The sequence below is a fragment of the Chloroflexota bacterium genome, from assembly GCA_026710945.1.
GTDB lineage: Bacteria > Chloroflexota > UBA11872 > VXOZ01 > VXOZ01 > VXOZ01.
The window spans coordinates 12,843-34,144 of the sequence record JAPOQA010000059.1 but is presented as its reverse complement, the minus strand read 5'-3'; the positions used below and the strand labels follow the sequence as shown (position 1 = coordinate 34,144).

Annotated in this window: 15 protein-coding genes; 6 read left to right on the top strand and 9 right to left on the bottom strand. The window is 58.9% G+C overall.

Annotation, left to right across the window (positions count from 1 at the left end):
• Positions 1-541: 541 nt before the first annotated feature.
• The 6 genes from OXE05_11975 to OXE05_11950 form a co-directional block, all read right to left on the bottom strand.
• Complete coding sequence (locus tag OXE05_11975; protein ID MCY4438035.1) at positions 542-1,819, bottom strand: neutral/alkaline non-lysosomal ceramidase N-terminal domain-containing protein; 1,278 nt, start codon at positions 1,817-1,819, stop codon at positions 542-544.
• Positions 1,820-2,372: 553 nt separating this feature from the next.
• Entirely contained in the window at positions 2,373-4,016 is a 1,644-nt protein-coding gene (locus tag OXE05_11970) for a cache domain-containing protein (protein ID MCY4438034.1), read from the bottom strand.
• 649 nt (positions 4,017-4,665) lie between these two features.
• Positions 4,666-5,874 carry a phytanoyl-CoA dioxygenase family protein gene (locus tag OXE05_11965; GenBank protein MCY4438033.1) on the bottom strand — a complete coding sequence of 403 codons (1,209 nt, stop codon included), beginning with the start codon at positions 5,872-5,874 and terminating at the stop codon, positions 4,666-4,668.
• Between the two features lie 543 nt (positions 5,875-6,417).
• The gene (locus OXE05_11960; protein MCY4438032.1) at positions 6,418-7,236 is read right to left on the bottom strand and encodes a methyltransferase; all 819 of its coding nucleotides are present in this window, start codon (positions 7,234-7,236) and stop codon (positions 6,418-6,420) included.
• A 429-nt stretch (positions 7,237-7,665) separates the two neighbouring features.
• Complete coding sequence (locus tag OXE05_11955; GenBank protein ID MCY4438031.1) at positions 7,666-8,541, bottom strand: exonuclease domain-containing protein; 876 nt, start codon at positions 8,539-8,541, stop codon at positions 7,666-7,668.
• 205 nt (positions 8,542-8,746) lie between these two features.
• Positions 8,747-10,258 carry a GMC family oxidoreductase N-terminal domain-containing protein gene (locus OXE05_11950; protein ID MCY4438030.1) on the bottom strand — a complete coding sequence of 504 codons (1,512 nt, stop codon included), beginning with the start codon at positions 10,256-10,258 and terminating at the stop codon, positions 8,747-8,749.
• A gap of 182 nt (positions 10,259-10,440) precedes the next feature.
• Here OXE05_11950 and OXE05_11945 point away from each other — a divergent pair, with 182 nt between their 5' ends.
• The 3 genes from OXE05_11945 (at position 10,441) to OXE05_11935 (ending at position 13,735) form a co-directional block, all read left to right on the top strand.
• Complete coding sequence (locus tag OXE05_11945; protein ID MCY4438029.1) at positions 10,441-11,802, top strand: aspartate aminotransferase family protein; 1,362 nt, start codon at positions 10,441-10,443, stop codon at positions 11,800-11,802.
• A gap of 21 nt (positions 11,803-11,823) precedes the next feature.
• Positions 11,824-12,582, top strand: coding sequence for an HAD family hydrolase (locus OXE05_11940; GenBank protein ID MCY4438028.1), 759 nt, complete (start codon positions 11,824-11,826; stop codon positions 12,580-12,582).
• 190 nt (positions 12,583-12,772) lie between these two features.
• On the top strand, positions 12,773-13,735 hold the full coding sequence (locus tag OXE05_11935) for a hypothetical protein (GenBank protein ID MCY4438027.1): 963 nt from the start codon (positions 12,773-12,775) through the stop codon (positions 13,733-13,735).
• A 249-nt stretch (positions 13,736-13,984) separates the two neighbouring features.
• On the opposite strand, the gene OXE05_11930 is transcribed toward OXE05_11935, so the two are convergent.
• Both OXE05_11930 and OXE05_11925 read right to left on the bottom strand, forming a co-directional pair.
• Positions 13,985-15,142, bottom strand: coding sequence for an ankyrin repeat domain-containing protein (locus OXE05_11930; protein ID MCY4438026.1), 1,158 nt, complete (start codon positions 15,140-15,142; stop codon positions 13,985-13,987).
• 10 nt (positions 15,143-15,152) lie between these two features.
• Positions 15,153-16,706, bottom strand: a complete 1,554-nt coding sequence (locus OXE05_11925; protein ID MCY4438025.1) for a hypothetical protein — start codon at positions 16,704-16,706, stop codon at positions 15,153-15,155.
• Between the two features lie 507 nt (positions 16,707-17,213).
• On the opposite strand from OXE05_11925, the gene OXE05_11920 reads away from it, so the two are divergent.
• The 3 genes from OXE05_11920 to OXE05_11910 all read left to right on the top strand — a co-directional run bounded on the left by OXE05_11920 (position 17,214) and on the right by OXE05_11910 (position 20,685).
• Complete coding sequence (locus OXE05_11920) at positions 17,214-17,972, top strand: class I SAM-dependent methyltransferase (GenBank protein ID MCY4438024.1); 759 nt, start codon at positions 17,214-17,216, stop codon at positions 17,970-17,972.
• Positions 17,973-18,048: 76 nt separating this feature from the next.
• On the top strand, positions 18,049-18,513 hold the full coding sequence (locus OXE05_11915) for a hypothetical protein (protein MCY4438023.1): 465 nt from the start codon (positions 18,049-18,051) through the stop codon (positions 18,511-18,513).
• A gap of 306 nt (positions 18,514-18,819) precedes the next feature.
• Positions 18,820-20,685 (top strand): bifunctional UDP-sugar hydrolase/5'-nucleotidase, encoded by a 1,866-nt coding sequence (locus OXE05_11910; protein MCY4438022.1) that lies wholly within the window; start codon positions 18,820-18,822, stop codon positions 20,683-20,685.
• A 192-nt stretch (positions 20,686-20,877) separates the two neighbouring features.
• On the opposite strand, the gene OXE05_11905 is transcribed toward OXE05_11910, so the two are convergent.
• Positions 20,878-21,117, bottom strand: a complete 240-nt coding sequence (locus OXE05_11905; GenBank protein ID MCY4438021.1) for a hypothetical protein — start codon at positions 21,115-21,117, stop codon at positions 20,878-20,880.
• Positions 21,118-21,302: the final 185 nt, after the last annotated feature.

Here is a 21,302-nt window from a genome sequence, read left to right as displayed (position 1 = left end):
CTATTGAGGACGTCGCCCTCTATTGGTACCGGGTCCAGTCCATCACTATCTCCCTTCCCTCCCCCTAAGAGAACTGATACCTGCTTCGTGCGCGAACGGTCAATGGAAAGCCGCACAACATGCTGGCCTTCAGAATGTAGTCCTTTGATTTCGATGTCCTTCGAAGAGTCGAGATTGTAGAAGAGCGGGTCCCAAAAGATTTCGCTAAACTGCTGGGGGCCTCCCGAGAAGCTATCAGTTACATTGCGAAAAACACTCAAACGCTGAATCAATGCGGCATTTCCCATACCAATTAGCAAGTAGATTGCCTCAAGAAGCGCAGTCTTGCCGGCGCTATTCAATCCCGCTATCAAATTGACCCGATCTAGGGAGTTGTCGATTGAGAGCGTATCGAAACAACGGAAATTGCGGATGGAAAGCGATGTGAACATGTCTGGACTCCTCGCAGCGTAGCCTTGTCTCTCAATTATGGCAGAATCTGCTTCTGAGCTAGCGTCCTGCCACTTCGATTTTGGGCTGAGACTTGACCGCATTTTTTGCGTTATCTGGACTTCATCAGAGTTTCCAAGAGTGCCACACTGGCGTCCACGACCCTGCCGGCGCTATTTGGCGCGACCGCGGCGGGGAGACTGTAGTGGAAGTGGGCGATATCGACCTCGTAGCCGCCCTCGGCGTAGGCGGTGGCAGTGGGAATATAGCCGATATCGCCGTTGGCATAGCCAAGGTACATGGTATGCGCAAAGGGAGAGCGTTCCTGCACGGCGTGCGCAAGCTCGATGAAGACCTCACCGGCGCCGCCAACCAAGGCCACGTCGCCGATGCGGAGCGCCTGCACTTCAAACGCCACCTGGTTCTCGCCAACCAGCGGCGGCGTCCAGTAGCGGAGCGCGGGTGTGCGCGTCCGAAACGTGGGTGGTGGTTCACCCGGCGGCAGCAATTCGAGCGCTAGCGTTTCGTGCGCGGCCCCAAGCTCGGGTTCAAGCGGCGTGGCTTCCCCAAAGGCTGAGCGCAGGCCACTGAGCGAATAGACCTTCAGGGCTTCCGCGCCCAGAGCGCTGCCCACGCCCCAGAGGCGTTCTTGCATGTCCATCTCACTGCGTTGGCCGATTGGGTTGATGTTACCGCACGCTCCCTGGAGGAAGAGCATGGTCGCCCCACTCGCCGCTTCGAAGAGGCCGCGGGCGACGCCCACGAAATCGGCGGAGACGGCATGGCTGGGCGGAAAGAGCACCACGGGATGACACGCATAGTGCACCATCGCGGCCAGCGGCTCGCCGTCATCCGTGTCAATGCGCAAGAGTTGCACGGTGGTATCCAGCGCGCCGCGCGCGTTTTCGCCGAGTACCATGCTACCGCCAGTGTGCGTTTGGCGGCGATTGACGTTCACGGCCACGCTGCCGGCGCTGTGGGTTATCCGGCACGCCTCAAGACTGCTTTGCGCCATTTCGACCGAACCGGCAATGGCGTGGACCAGATTCGTGGAATACGCCCGTTCGTGGTCCGACATGTCGTCATGAATGCTCGTGAACGGGCCGGAGTGCGTATGTGAGGTGTTGACCAACACATGGGCAGCGGGGATGTCGGTGCGCTCCGCAATCAAAGCGCGCAGTGCGGCAACTTGCTGTGACGGTATCCCGCAGACGTCACAGCTTACAATAGCGATGGTAATTTCGTCATTCGCGAGCACGAGCGTCGTAGCGTAGAGATCGTCGAGAATGGCATCGCACCCGTGTTCGCGGTTGCCGAACCCACACAGCCACGTACCTAGCGGTGGCGTAATCGTCGCGCGCCCGACTCCGGCTTGTAGTCCATTGGCCATCAGCGCACCCCTTTCTCTACAATGTCGGCCCATCCAGTGACTACTGTGTGCAGCGGGTTAGATTCATCACCTCCGCTGGCCCACACGACGCGTGTCCGCATGCGAGTTACCGCCCATTATAGCGAACGCTTCGCGCGCAGGCGCGTGAATTTTGGGTAAAGGGAGTACCGGCAGGCGCGCTCCAAGCCGGAGCCTCCCGTCCCGCTTACCCGCTCGTTTCCGGGAGTGTGGCAAGGATTAGTGTCAATCCGCCGACTCGCCGCGGCAAGCACGATAAAGCAACACGCGGCAGGCGCTGCAAACGCCTGCCGCGTGCTTTGTGCATATCCTTAGAGCCTGTTTACAAGCTTCTTGTCTGGTCGCGCAACGTTCGCCCCCGTATCGTGCGATACGCTGTATCGTGCGATACGCTGTATCGAGTACGGGGCAGGCTCTGAGCACTTCGACAGGCTCAGTACGGGCTTGTCGAAGGATGAATGGGACTGAATTGAATTGGCGAACGTAAACAGGCCCTTAGGTTCTTGCCGGCGGAAGCACCAAACCAACTTTGGCGCTATTCCTCAAAATCCTCATACCAGCCGGAACCAAAGAACAGCCCATCGTGCTTGATCAACCAAGTATGCTTCAGCCTCTCCTGGTTGGTTTCCAAGTCGAGAAATACGTAATCAACCCACTTGCCTTCCTCGGTGGCCGTCAAGAACTCTGCACCGTAGTCGTAGTCCCGCCTATCGATGCGCTGCTCCCGCGTGCGGCCGATGTGTTCCGGATTGGGGTGGGCAATGGTCACCTGGTTCTCATCGAGGACGAAGACGTACCACTGGCCCTGCACGCTTTGCTCTGAACTGAAGAACTCAAGGGCGGCTTCACGACCCTGAGCATCGTAGCGCTGGATTGCGCGGTGCACGAAGGACTGCGTATACGTCGCATCGTCTTCCGCTTCGGCGCGTTCGTACCAGCCGGAACCGAAGATCAAGCCGTCGTGCTTCACCACCCAGGCATGCTTCTGTTCCTCATAGCCGGTAGAGGGGTTCAGGAAATAGTAGTCCACCCAGACGCCGTCCTCTGTGGCGGCTATGAGCTCCGCGCCGTAGGCTTTGCCACGGACGTCAACCCGGGTCGTGGGCGAAGTGCCGCGGATTTCAGGACGCGTGGGCTGGACAACCGTGTTCTCATTCTCATCGATGATGAAGACGTACCAATCGTCGTCGACGCTCTCCAGGGTGTTGTAGTAAGCGAATGTGGCCTCGCGTCCAATGGCGTCATAGAGCCGAATCGACTGCGCTACAAACGCCTGTGTGAACGCCGCGGGATCAGACTTGGAAGCGCCGTCTTCGTACCAACCGGAGCCAAAGACCAATCCGTCGTACCGCACCACCCACGTATGTTTCGACTGGAATGCCCCGGTAGAGGGATTGATGTATGTATAATCCGTCCACGCGCCCTCTATTGTGGCTGCCGCTGCTACCTGCGCTCCTGCCGGATAGCCGCCAGGTCCTAGGATTTGCTCGGGGGGTAGCCCAACGTTCGCCGGCACGGCGGCATGCGCAATCATGATGTCATTCTCGTCGGCGATGAAGACGTACCACGCTCCATCGATGCTCTCGGGTGTGTTGTAGTACGCCACTGTGTCTTCAAGTCCAATCGCGTCATATAGCCTGACTGCCTGCTCTACGAAAGCCTGCGTGTACTCGGCCGGATTCGACTTTGACGCGCCGTCTTCGTACCAACCGGAACCAAAGATCAGACCGTCGTGCCGTACCACCCAGGAATGCTTCGACTGGAACGCGTTCGCATTGGGGTTAATGTACGTGTAGTCTGTCCACGCGCCTTCCTCAGTGGCCGCTGCCGCTACCTGCGCTCCCGCCGGATAGCCGCCCAGCCCCAAAATCTGGTCGGCGTGCAGTCCCACGTTTGCTGGCACGGCAGCATGGGCGAGCATGACATCACTCTCATCGAAAATGAAGACGTACCAGTCCCCGTCAATGCTTTCGGGCGTATTGTAGTGGGCAACGGTCGCCTCAAGTCCGTGTGCCTCGTAGTGGGCAATCGCCTGTTCCACAAAGTACTGCGTGTATGCAGCAGGATCTTCTGCAGGATCGGGTGGGGGTTGAACAACTTGCACACTGCACGAGACCGCGACCATGAGCGCCGCTGTCGCTAAGAGAACCGTAATACTACGATGTATCCGGCTAATCACTAGAGGCCTCCTCTTTGAGATGCCGACATTCATTGGTGATTGCTTCTTTGTGAAACCATCTACCTCAATTATACCGAGCCACCACGCAATTTTGTTTGTAGGCTGACTGTTGCCACGGGATTCTCCCAGAATGCCACAAGAGCGGCACATAGGTGAGGCACGCAGGAGAAGGACTTCCCAATACGCCCGCTCGTAAACAGAGTGCATGGTGCCGCCTGGCAAACGCAATTGGAGCATTGCCGTTTCCTAAAGGAAACCATCGCACAAGTCTCGCCGCTGTGAGGAAGTTCCCACTCCCCGGACAGAGACCATGGCATAAGCCTAGCGGAGGCGAGAGAATTCCCTCTCTCGTCGAGGGAGAGGGGACATCTGCGCTGTGGCGAGGGTTTATGCAAAGGTCTCCACAGGAGGAGTGCCCCTGCTTGAAAGTGGGGTTATGCAAAGTTCTCCCAAGGAGAGGGAATAACGCCTTTACCTCGGAGTCTAGTACGCTAGGGTCTCCTTAAGGGAGGTTGTCCTGCACGTGCGGCCGCGCGCGACGATTTCTCAAACCAGCCGTCAGATGCCGCCGCAGCCTAAACGAGGTGTCCCTTGGCGGCAATGCACCCTCACACCCCTTTCGGACTGTCGATATGGTTCCGACCTGGCCCTACCAACCCGCGATGAACGACTCAGCGTCGACACCAGCCGGCAGTTCGTTGAAGTAGTAACGCATGGGCCGCGCCTGAAAGGCCGGTTCGAACACATCCACGTCGCTTTGAAGCGCGGCGTCCATTCCCTCGAACCGGTTCCACAGAGTCGCCGCTTCCTCAGCGGAAAATCTCCCGGCGAAGTCGGGCCCCCAATTCAGGGTAATGGGGTGTTCGCCTTCGACCCACCGATGGAGATCGTCCAGCGGGCCGTACGCGGGGTCTTTCAAAATGTGTACTTGCTTCGCGACTTTAGACAGATAAATCGTAAGCGTCGTTCTGCCGTGGGGGCCGGCGCCCGGTTGCAGGGTTGCCAAGGCCGCACGGTAGCCGGATTCGTCCCTGGCGATTACGGCGCGGAGTGCCGCTTCCGTGACGTCCTTCATGCGCTCGCCGCGCGCGGCAAAGGATGTGAACCGCTCAGCCGCCCAAGGCGCAAGGTTTTCTAAGAACCCGAGTTCCGCGTAGGTACCGTAGATGGCATGGCCGCCGTGGAGCGTCCGTCGTTTCTTGGTGGTGTAGTTGCTACCGGTGTGGTTGAGATAGTTGATGTAGACCACGCCGTCGCCGGCGTTCAACTCCACCGGCATGCCGCCGGTGACGGGCCCGGCGCGGTCTTTGAGCAACTCGGCGTTTTCCTGTGCGGTATTGCGCCGTCGATGGCTGCCCGGTATCACCCACAGCACGCTATCGTCATAGAGTGGCACGTTCCACTGAGTATATCTTGGGCCGCTTTCCATAACGTCTGCTGTCAGAGCATCCAGCGGAGCCATGTCAACAGGATGTATGTCCCGGTGCCAGCCCGTGCCCCCCGGCCAGTCGCGGATGGGATTGCACATCATCATCATTTCGGTAATGCAAGGCTCAGGTTCGCAAAGGAGTTGACTGGTAACTTCCAAGGTCTCGTCGGCGACCCAGAAGTCCTCCACGACGTTGGCGGTCTCGGCATCGATGAGACCCGGGCGCATCATCATGACGCGGGGTTGACGGGCCTTATCGTATTCGCTGCCGGGCGGGTCGTCCGGCCCGCGCTCCCGCGCCCAATTCGCCTTCTGCCGCTCCAACATCGTTTCGCAGCTCGCGCGCATGGTTTCGAGCTTGTCCGGCGGAATGAGATTGCGAAAGATCAGATATCCTTGGTCCATGAATTGGCCGCGGTCTACCTTCACAGCTTTCTCCTTTGAGCTAGTGCGCGTACTTTGCCAGTGTGGTTGCCGCACATCTTGCCCGTGTTTCGTTGGCCGGGTTCCTCTGAAAAGATGCGTTGCGGCACGCTTTCCCAAGAGGGCCCGTCAATCTCCTGAAAGTCGAGGCAAATCTAACCCATGACCCACGGCTTGTCAAACGACTTTGGTTGGCGGGACCGAGGGGGTCAAGCACCTGATCGGCGGAGGCTCTTGCACGACAGCGGTCACGCTGTTCAGATGTAAGCGGGTCGTAGGTCACCGCCCGCCGCGGCAGGATGCTGCAATTCAGGCGATCGGCACAGCCTGATCACGACTTCCATCCCCATGGAGATCTGAGGCGTGGTAGTCAAACGCATCACTCCATCGCGGCAGAGAGCGCCGGTGAAGGGCACATGTGAGAGGTAAGCCCAGAATTCTTGACGATTCGCCCCGAAGAGAGGCGTGCACTACCAAGCCAATGCGGCGTTCAGGGCAAAAATAAGATGACCGCTGGGCGATGGGACCGTGTGGCGGTCGGACCCAAACTTAATTCCGGTTGTATCTGAACAGGTGCATCTGCCAGTCCATGAACGGCATCAGGCCGGTCGCATCGAAGAGCGCGAGTGCGCGTCGCGCGTTGATCGGCTCTCCGGCGTGAACACGGTTGCATTGGAAGCGGTAGTCCAGACCGCCGCGTTCCTCCTCCGCTGCGTACTGCTTCAGATACCGCAGGTAGTCCGGCCGGGCAAGATCAAACGGGACCCAGCCGGTGCTTGAGATAACCCCGCCGTAGCTGAATTCGGGCACCTCGTCGCATAGTCGCTTGGCCCTCTGGCCATAGCGAGACGACCCGCCGAGTAAGACTACGCCGCCCGCTGCCATGTACTTTCGTGCTCCCTTGAGCACTTCACGTCGGAAGCCGAAGCCGTCGTCATCTTCGCTGGCAGGGGGATTTGCAAGCACGAAGTCGACGCGCCTCTCCAGGGAATCGAGCGCCCGGCGCACGCGCCAGTCCACTGGCGAGTATGAGTTGGCGACGAAGAACGAAGTCTTGTCGCTGACGGCGTTGTACGAGGCGTTCTTGTAGGCGGTTGCCACGCTCGTCTCGGAGATGTCCAGCCCGGCCACGTGAAAGACATCGGCAATTCTGGCTGCGGTGATCGCCAGACACCCGGAACCGGTGCCCCAGTCCAGCCCGATACCCTTGAGCAGGTCCTGGTTTCCCACTATCGCTTGGACCGAAATCAGGCTAGCCGGTGACAAGGCAAAAGTCCCTGGGGGATGCAGAATGCGGACATCACCGAGACCGGCCATCAATGGCCCGGGCAGCGTTGTTTCATCGGCGGTCTGAAGGGAGGCGTACATCGGCATCCTCACTGCGTTTCAAGGATATTTCGGCTGCCCGAAAGCTCCGTCGTGTCCCCCTGGGTTCTAACTTCACAATACACCACTTTCAGGGAATAGCCAGTGGTTTTTGTAAGAAAATTCTAAGTTCGAAAGAGGACGAATCGCTGGAAGTGTGGGTGGGTGATATTAACGGCCGAACAAGGGCCTAGAGAGCCATGGCGGTCGGACGATGCTGCTCTGCTTGTACCAATTGACAGGTCGCTCCAAAGCAATGAGTACGGATCGGCATACGGCTGGGATGTTGAGTTGAATCTCAGTGCGTAGGTTCTGGCTGGCGTACGGTCGGGGTTGCCAAGCTGCACCAAATCCGGCCCAGGCGGCTCTAGTCGAGCGCAGCCACGATCCGCTCCGCGAGCACCAATGTCGGCCATGGAAGCGAGATCAAGCTCAGGGAGAGCTTGATAGGTCAACATCCATAAGTACGGAAAAGTCGTCTTCCGAAAGAATCTGAATATCCGCACCTTTCTTGACCAATTCTTCCACCTTTCGATGTTTGCTGCTCTTCAAGTAGCCATTCAGCTTGGTCTCGTCTTGGATACCTACGACTAGCATCGTTACCTTTGTACTGACACCGTTGACCACTTGGCACCCGGCTTCTGCAGCTATGTCGGCTGCTCTCCGTCGCGGAATGCCAAGTGCTCCGGTAAAAAGGACAGTTTCACCGAATAGTGGCCCGTCGACATTTCCCTCTCGTTTGGCGGAGTATGCACTAGAATCAACGATAGGTCGATCAACCCGGCGCAGCCACCCCTCAATGTCCATATCTGCATTAAGACAGGCTCGGAGCACGATCTCAGCGGCTGCCCTGGCGTCTTCAAGCGCGTCGTGATGCCTGAATGAGATTCCGAGATCCTCCGCAATACTCTTGAGACCGTAACCTCTTTGCGCATAGCGCTCCGGCCATGCTCGACGGGCGATCATGGCACTGTCGAGCCAAGTGACTCGAAGCTTCTCCAAGCCATACTTCACCATAGCCCGCTCAAATGCGACCCGATCAAACGCAGTGTGACTTACCAAGACAGATCCACACAGCCGATCACGCAACTCACCGCGAACATCGGGAAGCGTAGGGCTATGCCTCACGTCACTCTCTTGAATTCCGTGAATCATTATGTTCATTGGATCGAACCAATCTTCTGGGTTCACCAAGGTTTCCCACTGATCTTCCATTCTTCCCCCCTGAACATGCACAATTCCGATTTGGCAGATGCTCGCACGATCAGCGTTTGCGGTTTCCACATCGATCGAATTGAATGTCAACATGTCTGGCTTCCCCCTTTGGTACATGCACACCTTTTTTCAACCCACAGTTCGACAACTCTGAGTAGCGCGGAACTAAAGCGGGGTTCACTGCTCGTCAATTGCAATTGCCTAGCAATCGCTGAAGTGGCTATGGAAACGGTTAACAGTCCTAACGAACAATACAATCCTCAGGTATGGGCAGAGCCACACACCGAGCTGTAATACTCTAGTCGACTCCGGCAATTATCCGCTCCGCGAGCATGAGCGTGGGCAAGTTGGTGTTCCCTCGGGGAACGTTAGGCATGATTGAGGCGTCGACGACGTGGAGACCCTCTATGCCGTGGACTTTGCCCATTGCATCGACTACCGCTTCAGGTTCTGAAGCCGGGCCCATCTTGCACGTGCCGACCGGATGGTAGTAGTGCAATCCGTTGCGGCGCACATCCTCAGCGGTAACCATACTCGCTGTTTCTTCCAGTTCTTCACCTATCAACTCGGCAAACGATGGTTGGCGGGCGATTTCTCGGGTCAGCGCGATGCCGTCCAGCAGTGCCGCAAGATCGCGGTCTCCGGGATCCGTAAAGTAACCGGTATCGATCACCGGACTGCTCTCAGGGCTGCGGTCGCGGAGTGTCAGACGGCCTCGGGACTGCGGCGCCATGTGGGCGGTGTACATAGCGCATTCCCAACGTCCGTCCTTGTCGGGAGAGGGCGGAGTCAGGGGCGCAATGTGCAGGTCGAATGCCTCGCCGCAGTTTCTGCTCCGCGCCTTGGCGAGGCTCTGTTCCGTGAAGACCGTCTTGCCGGCGGCGATAAAGTCCGTCGAGAGGGAATTGAAGAGATCTGTGCCGTGGTGCAGCATGATTGCGCCCGGGTGATCGTGCAGGTTGCGGCCGACACCGGGCAAGTCCAAGCGGACTGGGACCCCCAACGCAGTCAGCTCATCGCCCGGGCCGATGCCGGAACGGAGCAGAACGGCGGGCGAGCCGTAGGCACCCCCACACAGGATTATGCGTCCGGCCTCGACCGTTGACTCTTGGCCTGCGTGAACTACCTCGACCGAAACTGCATGCGAACCGCGAACTCCAATCTTCTTGACGAGCGCGTCGCCCACTATGGTCAAGTTGCCCAGGTCCCGCACCGGATCGAGATAGGCGAGCGCCGTGCTCCAGCGGACGCCGTTTCTGATGTTGATCGGCGCGATCGCCGCGCCGATGTCTTCGTCCAAGTCATTCAGATTGGCGGTTCTGGGGATGCCGCTCCCGACCATCGCGTCGAGGCACGCGCCGTGAAAGGGAGTAACTTCCTCCGGGGCAAACTCGCGCACGCTCAACCTTGCCATCGCTCGCTCGAAATAGGGGATAACCTCTGCTGTCGACCAACCGTCGTTGCCTGCGGCGGCCCAGCCGTCATAGTCGGCACGGCTGCCCCAGATGGCGATGCAGCCGTTGTGGGCTGAACAGCCCCCGATCACCTTGGCACGCTGGAGCTCGTGGTTTGGCTGGCCGTGAGTTGCCGCACTGGTGAAGGACCAATCGTGGGTGCTGGCAAGCACGCGACCGTCCAGCAAGTCGCTGGGCCAGCGGCCTTCTTTCTGGTGACCGTAGTCCGGACCGGCTTCCAAGAGCAGCACCGACTGGTCGCCGCGTTCGGCAAGCAGTCCCGCCACGGCGGCTCCCGCCGTGCCGCCGCCGATGACGACCGTATCCGCGTAACGAGGTATGTGTGGCGTGCGCATGCGTACCCTAGAACCTTAGCCAAAGCGCAGAGTTCAGTAGGGGAATTCTAGCATATAGGAAGGATGAATCGAGACCGCACGCAATCATTGACGCTCTCCGCGCCTGGTGCACTGTTCCGCTGCGACCGCGCGACATTGGGTATACTATCGCCAAGAGGACTTGCACGCATGAGGAGGTGGTTATGGGCCAGCGGCACAGCGAGGGGGGAGTTGCGATTGAACCGGAGGCAGGTTCGCCCCCTACCACTGCGACAGCTGAGCTATTTGAGGAGTCGTCCCGCTATATGCCGGGAGGCACGTCACGGCTGCACTACTACTATCATCCGTATCCCATCTATGCGCAAAGCGGGAACGGTTGCTACCTGACCGACGTGGAGGGTGTGGAGCGCGTTGATTACCTCAACAACATGACCGCGCTGATTCACGGCCACGCCAATCCGGTGATAAACCTGGCAATCTTTCACCAACTGCAGCGCGGCTCTGCGTATTCCGAACCGTCCGAGCCGGAACTGGAGCTTGCCCGTCTGCTCGTGGAACGGGTGCCCTCTTTAGAGAAGATCCGCTTTGCCAATTCCGGCACTGAAGGCGTAATGCTCGCGGTCAAACTGGCACGGGCGTTTACGGGACGCAGCCGCATCGCCAAGTTCGAGGGCTTCTACCACGGTTATTACGACTACGTACAGGTGAGTTACTCTTCTCAGCCGGACACATGGGGACCCGCGGACGCCCCCCACAGCGTGGCCAGCAGCGGCGGACTGGCGGACTCGGTTGAGTCCGACGTGCTGACGCTGCCCTACAACGACAGGGAATCCGTGATACGCCTGCTGGAACAACATGGGTCCGATATCGCGGCGCTGCTTTATGATCCACTTTGCAATCGGGCGGGCTTTCCGTTGCCGCAGGATGACTTTCTCACGTTCTTGCGCGAGATCACGCGGGACTACGGTATCGTGCTCATTTCCGACGAGGTGATCAGTTTTCGGGTGAGCTACGCAGGCGGCGCGGCCCGCTTTGGCGGCGAGCCAGATCTCACGGTCTTTGGTAAGATCATCGGCGGCGGCCTGCCGATTGGCGCCGTGGGCGGCAGCGCCGAGATTATGTCGCTGCTGGATCCCACGGCAGGGCCGCCCGTGCTCGCCTCCGGCGGCACGTACAGCGGCAACCCGCTCTCCGCGATCGCCGGTTATGCCGCTCTCTCCCAACTCACGCCGGATGCGTACACACGCCTGGAAGAACTAGGCGATGACTTGCGCACCCGCGCCAATGCGGTCTTTGCCGATGCAGGCGTGCCGGGGCAGGTCAGCGGCGCCGGATCGCTCATCATCGTCGTGCCGACGGATGAGCCAATCGTCAACTACCGCAGCATTCCTAAAGGACCTGAGACCGAAGCCCGTATGCGCGGACTGCATCGCGGACTCATGGACGCCGGTGTTATCGTCTCCAAAGAGGGCCTCGGGGCGCTCTCTACGCCGATGGGACAGGTTGAGGTTGATCGCTTCGTTGACGCCCTGGCGCGGGCGGCACACCAGGTCGCCGGCCTGTAGGCCGCCCTGCAAGTGGCAGTAATGTCATCCACGCCGCGGTATGCTGCCGTGCTATCTGACATCGACGGCACACTCGCGCCCTACGGTGTCCTGCCCTCTCCTCCGGTGATCGCGGGGATATCCGCCGCGGCGCGGCGGTGTCATGTGGGCCTGATTTCCAGCCGGGACCTCCACTACGTTGCCGCCATGGCCGCGCGTTTCGATCTCAAGGGTCTGCAGGTTGCCGACGGCGGCGCGCGCATCTTCCGCGCCGACACCATGGAGACCCTCGACTGCGTCTACCTGGAACCGGAAGATGCGCGCACCGTGCTGGACGCCGTAGCACGGAGCCCCTATTCCTTCTCCGCCGTGGACGACACGACAGTGGTTGAGACCGTGGCGGACATTCACCACTGGCGCATCACGCGCATCACAGTCTTGCCGGTGCCCACGGCGGACCTGCCGCGTTTTGAAGAGCTCTTTCCGTCGGAGCGGCCTGTGCACGTCACGCGTTTTCCCTATGAATCCGGCAGGACGTGGGGCGTGGACATTACCCACAAACTCGGCACCAAGGCTACCGCCGTTCACCGTTACGCGCGCATGCTCGGCATCCGGCCCGCGCAGATCATCGGCATTGGCGATGGGCCCAACGACGTGGAATTCCTCCAAGAGTGCGGCCTGCGCATCGCCATGGGCAACGCCCATTCCGACCTCAAAGCCATTGCTCACTGGATCGCGCCGGATGTGACGGAGCACGGCATCCTGGCGGCGCTGGAGCGGTTCCGAGACGAGTTGGGGTAGGGCGCTACTGAGTCTTCATCTTTTCTAGCGATAGTGCTGCCAGCTTACTGCAGGTCCGTTGATGCTTGGCGGCTTTGAAAGTTATTCGGAGATGTGTACTATGGAATCTAGATTAAGGAGTATTGACCAGACAAGGCTGACGGAACTGGAAATAGAATTGGCAGGATAAGTGCACCTGAAGGAGAGCTTGGTGACCGCTGAGATTGCAGTTATGAACCAGGAAGCAGTTGCTCTAGCCGCTGATAGTGCTGTCTCGATTGTAGATGGTGAATATGAAGACGTCACTAAGATATTTACCTCAGCCAATAAACTCTTCGCGCTTTCACAGTATTTTCCAGTAGGGATAATGATTAACGGTAACACTCGTCTTGGAGAAGTGCCCTGGGAAACTGTGATCAAGTTGTATAGAGACCATTTGGGGACAGAAGGCAGGGAAACTATTGAAGACTATACATCGGATTTCATTCGGTACATAAACGTTCAAGCTAGCACTTTTCGGATAGATCAAGAGGGGATAGGGTGGTCGCGCTCTGGCATTGTCGTAGCTGGCTTTGGAGAAAAAGAGATATATCCCGCAATTGTGTCGCTGGAAGTCTTAGGCTTTCGAGGACAACTCATTTATCGTCTCGAGAAACCGAGCATAGCGATTGGAGGAATTGAGGCACTCATCCTTCCATACGCTCAAAAGGAAGTTGTTCAAGGATTCATGAACGGGGTCGAGCCATCATACAAGGGTACGCTGTTAGATATATTTGAAATCATACTTTCGAGGATCTTGGCTGACACTCTAAAGGAGTCCGAAAGAGACGTTTCCCGGGCTCTGGAGAATGCTATGGTTGCTCTGCAAAAAGAATTGGATAGCATAGAGTGGGAAGAATATGCAGAACCCGTGTTGGGAGCAATTGCCGAGATGCCAAAGAGCGAGCTACCGGCAGTTGCTGAAGCATTGGTTGGTCTGCAGTCGCTCAAGAGGAAGGTTTCTGAGGAACATGAAACCGTAGGTGGACCGATTGATGTGGCTCTGATTTCAAAGGGTGATGGTTTCATCTGGATCAAGCGCAAGCACTACTTCAATCCAGAGATCAATCCACAGTATTTTCAACGATTCAAAGGAGGCCAAGATGAAAGACCCTCGCCCCGGAGAACCGTCTAGAACTGGGGAGCAACCAAGCTTTACTAGACCCTCCAGTGAAGAAGAAAATGATCCAGAGACTATTGCAGACCGTGTTGTAGACGTATTTTGGAAGACCCTGCACGCCAGTCAGGATGACGAATCCTAGACATCACCTGGCTTTAACATCTGATGGCTTCACACCGTTAAGGCAATCTTGAACGCGCCATAGTCTAGGTGAATTACTCAAAGTGAGTTCATTCCGCGAGACCCTTGGCAACCTGGTGTACTCTATCGCTCATTAATGTGTGGCCATGCAGCAGATGCCATCATCTCCAGAATTGCAGCAGCGCTCTTCTTGCGCATTCGGCTAGCAATCGCAACCGGCGTATCTCCCTTTAGGTTTTGTACCCTTGGGTCGGTGCCGCGTGCCAGCAGCAGGGCTACGGCTTCCACCCGACCGGCGCGCACAGCGTCGAGGAGCGGGGTTTCACCTTTCTCATCCGCCGCATCGATGTCCGCGCCGTTCGCCAGCAAGGTTTCCATGCTCGCAAGAAAGCCGGCGGTGGCGGCGCGGTGGAGGGCCGTCTTGCCTTTGTAGTCGCGGACGTTCACGTCTGCTCCGAGCTCCAGCAGCGCCTGAATTTTCTCGGGATGCTCTCCCTTGTCGCCCCGGCTGGCAACTACCAGCGGCGGCCAGCCGGGGCGGCCGGTATTGACGTCGTAGCCGTGGGAAATAGCCAGTTCTGCTAATGCGCGGTTCTGGGAGGGGTCTGCCAACGGGAGGTTGCCGGCATCGGCCCCGCGCGCTAGGAGCATCTGCACGAGGTCCAGCCGGTTGCGGCCCACCGCGATTCCCAGCATCCGCGTGTCGTGCTGGCGGACCTCCGCGCCGCGTTCGAGCAGCAGTGCGACCGTATCTCTGCAACCGCCGCTGAGGGCATAGGCAAGCGGCGTGGCCCAGGAGTTGGGCATGTGGTCGAAGACCAGCCTTTTCCCTTCAGACCGCTGGGAGTCGTGCTGCGCCTGGGAGCTTTCAAGCAGCGCGGGTTCGGCTGCAAGATATCCGGCAACTGCAGCCGTATCGCCCAGATAGGCTGCCGTAAACACGTCTACGGTCGCGCCCTGCTCCAGCAGATAGTCGGCAAGGGCATGGCGTTGCTTGGCCCTGGCTACGCAGTAGCAACTGATTTCCACGTAGTGTTCGCTGTAGTGGCAGCCAAGTGCATTGACATCAGCGCCGCGCGAAACCAGGAATTCCGCCACTGCCAGCTTGCCCCAGTACGCCGCTTCCCACAGCATCGTGCGTCCATGGGAGCCGACGGTGCGCACCCAACGGGGGTTGTCGTCGACAAATGCCCGTACCGCCTCCACATCGCCGCGTCCGGCGGCGGCCGCCACGATCTTGAGAAAATCACTTTGCTTGCCGGTGAGGGTTTCCTTTGCCATTCAATCCCCCTTAGCGGTCTGCAGCGCGCCGTTCCCAAAACAGCCGGGCGAGCAGCCCCACGACGAGGACTGCGCAGAGCCAGGCAAACCAATCGCCGGTGCGCGTGTATGGCGTGCCCGAGGACTCCGGCAGCGGCACGGCGGCGCGGAGTACCGTGCGGTCCGCCTCCAACGCCGAGGTACTGGCGATGATCTCTCCGCTCGGCAAGATCACCGCGCTGCCGTAACGCCAATCCGCCTTTACAATAGTCACGTTGTTTTCAGCGGCGCGTTGTGCGCTGGCCGCCACCTGGAACGGGCTCATCTCCACCCAGTCGTGGCTCGTGACTGCAATGAGTTGCGCGCCATTGGCCGTCAGGATGCGGGCAACGTCGGGAAAGTCGGAATCATACGCCATCATCGTGGCGAACGTGCCCAGCGGCGTGGAGAACACCGGGTGCTCGCCGCCGGTGACGCTCTGTTCGCCTACGAAAATTATGGGGTAGTTCTTGGCATACATGCCGAGGAACTCACCCTCAGGCGAGATTAAGACTGCCTCATTGCGGAAGCCGCGCGGATCGGTATCCACAAAGTAGGGCGCAAAGAGGTACGCGTTCATCTCGCGGGCAAACGTTGCCAGTCGTTCGCGGGCTTCAGTGTCCGCCTGTACGTCGCGCCAGACGGTCGCTTCCGGCCAGACGATGAGTTGCGCGCCCTGCGCTTGCTCCCGCGTGAGTTGCTCCACATCGCTCCACGCCAGTCCGTAATAGTCTCGTACGCCCTGCACCATCGCCTTATCGAAGTAGTCGGACATGTCGAGGCCCGTCTGCACGAGTGCCACTTCAATCGTCTGCGGGTCAGACTGCGCTTGCGGCGCGGACCCACGCATCGCCGAACTGAGCAGTACGCTGCTGACGAGTAAAGGTACGACCAGCGCGGTCACTCCTGCCGCTTGCATGGGCCGGCGCGTCAGCAAGCGAGCGAGGACAGCCGCAATGAGCACATTAGCCAGGACAATACAGAACGTGAGCAGCCACGGCCCGCCAAGGCGCATGATCGCCATCGTGGTCGGGAACGTGTGCTGCGTCGTGAAGAGATTGCCCCAGATGTGGCCAAGCTGCAGGCGGTAGCGCACGTACTCGGTAAGCGTCCACACAGCCGGCGGCAGCAACCAGAAGTACGGTCTTGCCTGCGCCAGTGAGACCGGCGGGCCTATCGGTATGCGCCCGAAATAGAAGAGCACAAAGAGCGTTGGAAGCAGGATGACACTCACGAACAGCGCCGGCGAATCAAGGAAGAGAATCGGCGGGAAATCGCTGCCCCGCCACGCGCGGGACGTGAGGCCGGGCGGGAACGCCTGCCACAAGAGCACGCCCATGTAGAGCACGAACGTCAGGGCAGCCGCAGCGCGCGCGGCGCGGGGTCGCGGGGTGGGCAGCGCCAGCGGCACAAGCATCGGCACCAGCGCTATCCACGCCAGATACCAATAGTCGTACGGCGGAAACGCCAGCACCAACAAGACCGCCGAGACTATGCCGCAGGCCAGTATGCCTAACAGTCCTAGTTGTGGTGCTCGTGAATTCATCAGTCTCTTCCGATTTCCTTGGGAGCAGTCTCTCTGTTACCGTGCGGCGCATGATGTGTACACCGTGGTGACATTTCCATAGTCACCCTATCTATCTTAGCTTGCAGAACCTTCCCGGTGCATGTTTCCAAGCTTGGAGCCTGCAGCAGTACTAAGAATCCGCAGGGGTGCTGATGCCTTGTTCATCTGCCGTGAGCCGAGGTGTTTGCTGAAATCGCTGAATCACCACGTGTCGCGATAGGCAAGGAGTCGCCTGCAAGTCTCGGTTGCCTCTGTCCCCTAGTCTCGAGGGAAAGACGCGTGCGGTGAAGGCATAGTATCCTTAGAGAAGAGTACACTTGGTGGATATGCCCTGCGAGGCCGCAGTGACAGAGATTGATTTTGCTCCAACGGGAGTCGGCTTGGGATGCTCAGTAGGATTGGGAGTGTCATTGGCCTTAGCAAGTGGGCAGACGACTTCAGTTGCAAGTCGAATACGCAATCTCAAACGAAAAAGAGGAAGATTGGATGCCGGCACAAGGATCGGCAAATCGCAACCGATTTGATGAACTCTATCTGGCGACGTACGCCGATCTGATTGGCGACCGATACACGGTGCCGGAGGTGGAGGCGATCGAGCGGTTGCTCGAACTGCGGCCGGGGTCAACGTTGCTTGACCTGGCGTGCGGCCAGGGCCGCCACCTTATTCACCTGGCAATCCAGGGCTACACGGTGATCGGACTTGACCGCTCGGACGTGCTCATGCGCCAGGCATACAAAGACGGACGGATACGCGGCCTGGACGTCAATCTTGTGCAGGGCGACATGCGCGCGCTGCCGTTCGACTGTGCGTTCGATGGGGTGGTCAACTGGTTTACGGCGCTTGGCTATCTGGAGAGCGATGACGAGGACCAAAAGGTGCTGAACGACGTGGCGGCGGTGCTGCGTCCCGGCGGCCGGTTCGTCATGGAAATGTCAAATCCGATCCAGACCTACCAGAAGCAGGCCTGGGAGGACTCGGAGATGGCTTCCACCGGGTACGCTATGGTGAATAGGAACCGCATGGACTACGAGACGGGGTGCCAGCATACGAGCCGCGTTATCATTACTCCGGGTGGCGAGCGCATTGAGCGCGAGCTACGGGTGCGGGTCTACTTGCCGCATGAACTGGAACGAATGCTGAATCTCGCGGGTCTGGATCGACTTGATTTCTTCGGTAGCCTGGACGGTGAACCGCTCGCGCCCGAGAGCAGCCGTCTTATTCTGACCGCGAGGAGGACGGCATAACTGGTCGTACTAAATGAGACCGGCGATTCGGCGAAGACATAGGGCGACTATCAAGGAATAGATGATGTGGCGGACGATGAATTGGAAATCGCTCGTTTACGGCGGCGGCATGGGGCTGGCGGTTCTGCTGCTCGTGGGTATTCCCAGCGGCGTGATCCCGAACCAGTTTTTCGTCCGTCCCTTAGATGCACGCCCCACTGACTATGTTTACCTAGGAGCCATAACTGCCCTGGCCGTGATGCTTGGGGCGACGTACGGTGTGCCACGGAGTTGCTCGCTTCAAGACTCGAAAGCTCTCGGCAGCGGCCTGCTGCTCTTTGTGGGCATCGGCTGTCCGGTACGCAATAAGGTGGTGCTTGCTCTCGCCGGCGCCAGTGGCGCGCTTACATATTTTGAGCCGATCCAACCCCTATTCTCGCTTGCCGCCATTGGTCTGATGGGCGTTGCTCTTGTGCTGCGCCTGCGCGACATAAGACGCTCGCCAGTTGCCGAACAGTCCTCGGCTGCGGCCGCGCAAGCATCCCAACCTCCATCGCAGTAGCGCTTGCACGTAGACCGTGACCGCTGTCTCACAATTGCCATGGCCAGGAAACTGCTCGGGCGAATGGGCGGCATAGTGTTGTGTTGGGGTTCCTGGAATTGTGCTTGCCGTATACTTTACGCGTACATTGCAATGGTACAACGTGAATCCCACGGCGGGCGGTCCATACAGCTTTGGTCAGAGGGTAGGAATTCGGAAGGCAGACACGGCATGAAAGCCACGACAGTTCGACCCAAGCGCCTCTCGCAACATGCTGTAGTATCGTGCGGTGCACACATGGCGCACAGGAGACCGCGGAGAGACATAATGACATCCTGTCCGGCTAAGCGCTCGCCGCTCCATTTACCTGCAATTCTGCTCGCGCTGTTGTTCACACTATCCGCGTGCGCGACTGCTGTACCGTTAACCACTCCAAGCCCAAGTCCCGAGTCGACCGCCACGCCCATTCCTGCGGCTACGCCCTCGCCGCAAGCGTTTCGACTCACGATCTTGCATAACAATGACGGTGAATCCCAGCTCATACATGCCGGGAGGGACCGGGAGGATTTTGGCGGCGTGGCTCGCTTTGCCGCACTGGTGGCCAAGCTCAGACAGGAAGCCCATGCCAGCGGCAGCAGTGTGCTGGTAGTCTCAGCCGGTGACAACTTTCGCGCAGGACCGGAGTTTAGCGCGAGTCTGGAGCGTGAGTCCGCGCCATTTTACGATATTATCGCCCTCGATCACATCGGCTACGATGCGATGGTGCTGGGCAACCATGAGTTTGATTTTGGGCCGGACGTCTTAGCGGATGCAATCAGCGGCTCTACGTCAACTGTTCCCTTTATCAGCGCCAATCTTGATTTTAGTGGGGAGCCGCGGCTGGCCGTGCTTGCGGCAGCAGGCCGTCTGGCCCGCAGCGCAGTACTGGAATTCGATGGTGAGCGTGTCGGCATCATCGGCGCCACAACGCCGGGTCTCCGTTATCTCTCCAGTCCGCGCAACGTGCAGATCGCGAAGGATGTTGCGGCGGTGGTCCAGCAGGAGATCGATGCAATGGAAGCTGCGGGCATAAACAAGATCATCGTCGTGAGTCACCTGCAGGGGATCGCGGGAGACGTGGCGCTTGGCGCCGCGCTGCGTGGGGTTGACATATTGATTGCCGGCGGCGGCGACGAGTTGCTGGCAAACGAGAGCGATCTGCTGTTGCCCGGTGACGAGGAAAAAGTATTCGGCACATATCCGCTCTTGGCCTCGGATGCCGATGGCAATGACGTACCGGTGGTGGGTGCGCCGGGCCGGTACACGTACGTGGGCCGCTTGATCGTGGAATTTGACGTGAACGGAACTATCACGGCGATTGACGCCTCTAGTGGGCCGGTGCGCGTGGCCGGGGGCGACCATCCGGACGCCGTGGAACCTCATCCGCCGTTGCAGGAACTCGTTGTCAATCCGGTAGCGGACTTCATCAGCGGCCTGGCGGCTACCACTGTCGGTACCACTGAAGTGTCACTGGACGGACAAAGGCATGCAATACGGACACGGGAGACGAATCAGGGCAATCTCATTGCTGACGCGCTGCTATGGCAGGCGAATGAACTAGCGGACCGCTACAGAGTCCAAGGTGCAGACGTGGCGCTCCAAAACGGCGGCGGCATTCGCAACGACAACGTGCTCCCGGCAGGCACATTGTACGAACTTGACATCTATAACATGGCCCCGTTCCCGAACTTCCTTGCCATCGTGCCGAATGTGTCGGTGGAACAATTCAAAGAGATTCTCGAGAACGCCGTTTCGCGGGTCGAGCACATTGACGGTCGGTTCCCGCAGATAGCCGGTTTCACCATGACCTGGGATCCGAACGGTACCTCACAGGTGCTCGATGACGACGGCCGGGTGGTCACGCCGGGCACGCGAATTCGCAGCGTGCAGCTTGGCGACGGTACCTGGCTGGTGCGGGATGGTGACGTCGTGGCAGATGCGGGCCCCGTGCACGTTGCGACACTTAATTTCCTCGCACGCGGCGGCGATGAGTACCCCTTCCGCGACGCGCCGTTCGTTTCGCTTGGTGTCACATACCAGCAGGCAATCGCCAACTACATTGCCCAAGGGCTCGGCGGCGTGGTCACGGCTGAGCGCTATCCTGAGGGTGGCGAGGGCCGCAACGTCGCCACAGATCCTCCGGCGCGGCAGTAAGAATTGCTGCAAATCCACCTAAGTGTTGGCGCTTTGCGCGTTCATGCCTGTGTGTGGGCGTGCCACTTTGGTCCAAACGCAACGCAGGCCTCCAATGTTGAAGACCTGCGTCGTGTCGTGCAGAAACTGAACCGACAGCGCCCTCGAGTCCACTCGGCGGAGACCTTTGCGGTTCAGTGCATTGCCGGAAGACTATTCGATGGTGATGCGCTCGGCCTTGTCCTGACCGCCTTTGGCTTTAGTCTCGACCCGGATTTCTACGCCGCGTCGGATGAAGTCGAGGACAGCGTTTGCCTTCTGGCTCAACCTCTCCTGCAGGTTCTCAAACGCGTCACCGGGTGAGTTGCGTAGTTCGATGGTTACGCGGAAGAATGGCTGCTCCGGCGCCTCTTTATTGGCATCACCGTTACCGGCTTTATGCGTATCCTCCATGATGACTAACTCCTTTTTCGTAAGTGCCGCTGGGTGGCATGCGCCGCACAATGGTGGAGGCGCCTGGGCAACCCCTTTAGATAGCCCTTTCCACTTTCCCCCAGTAGCATCTGGTTATCCAATCTCTGATTTCAATTATAACCACAACTAGCGACAGAGCGCAAGAGAATTAAAAGATATTCTTT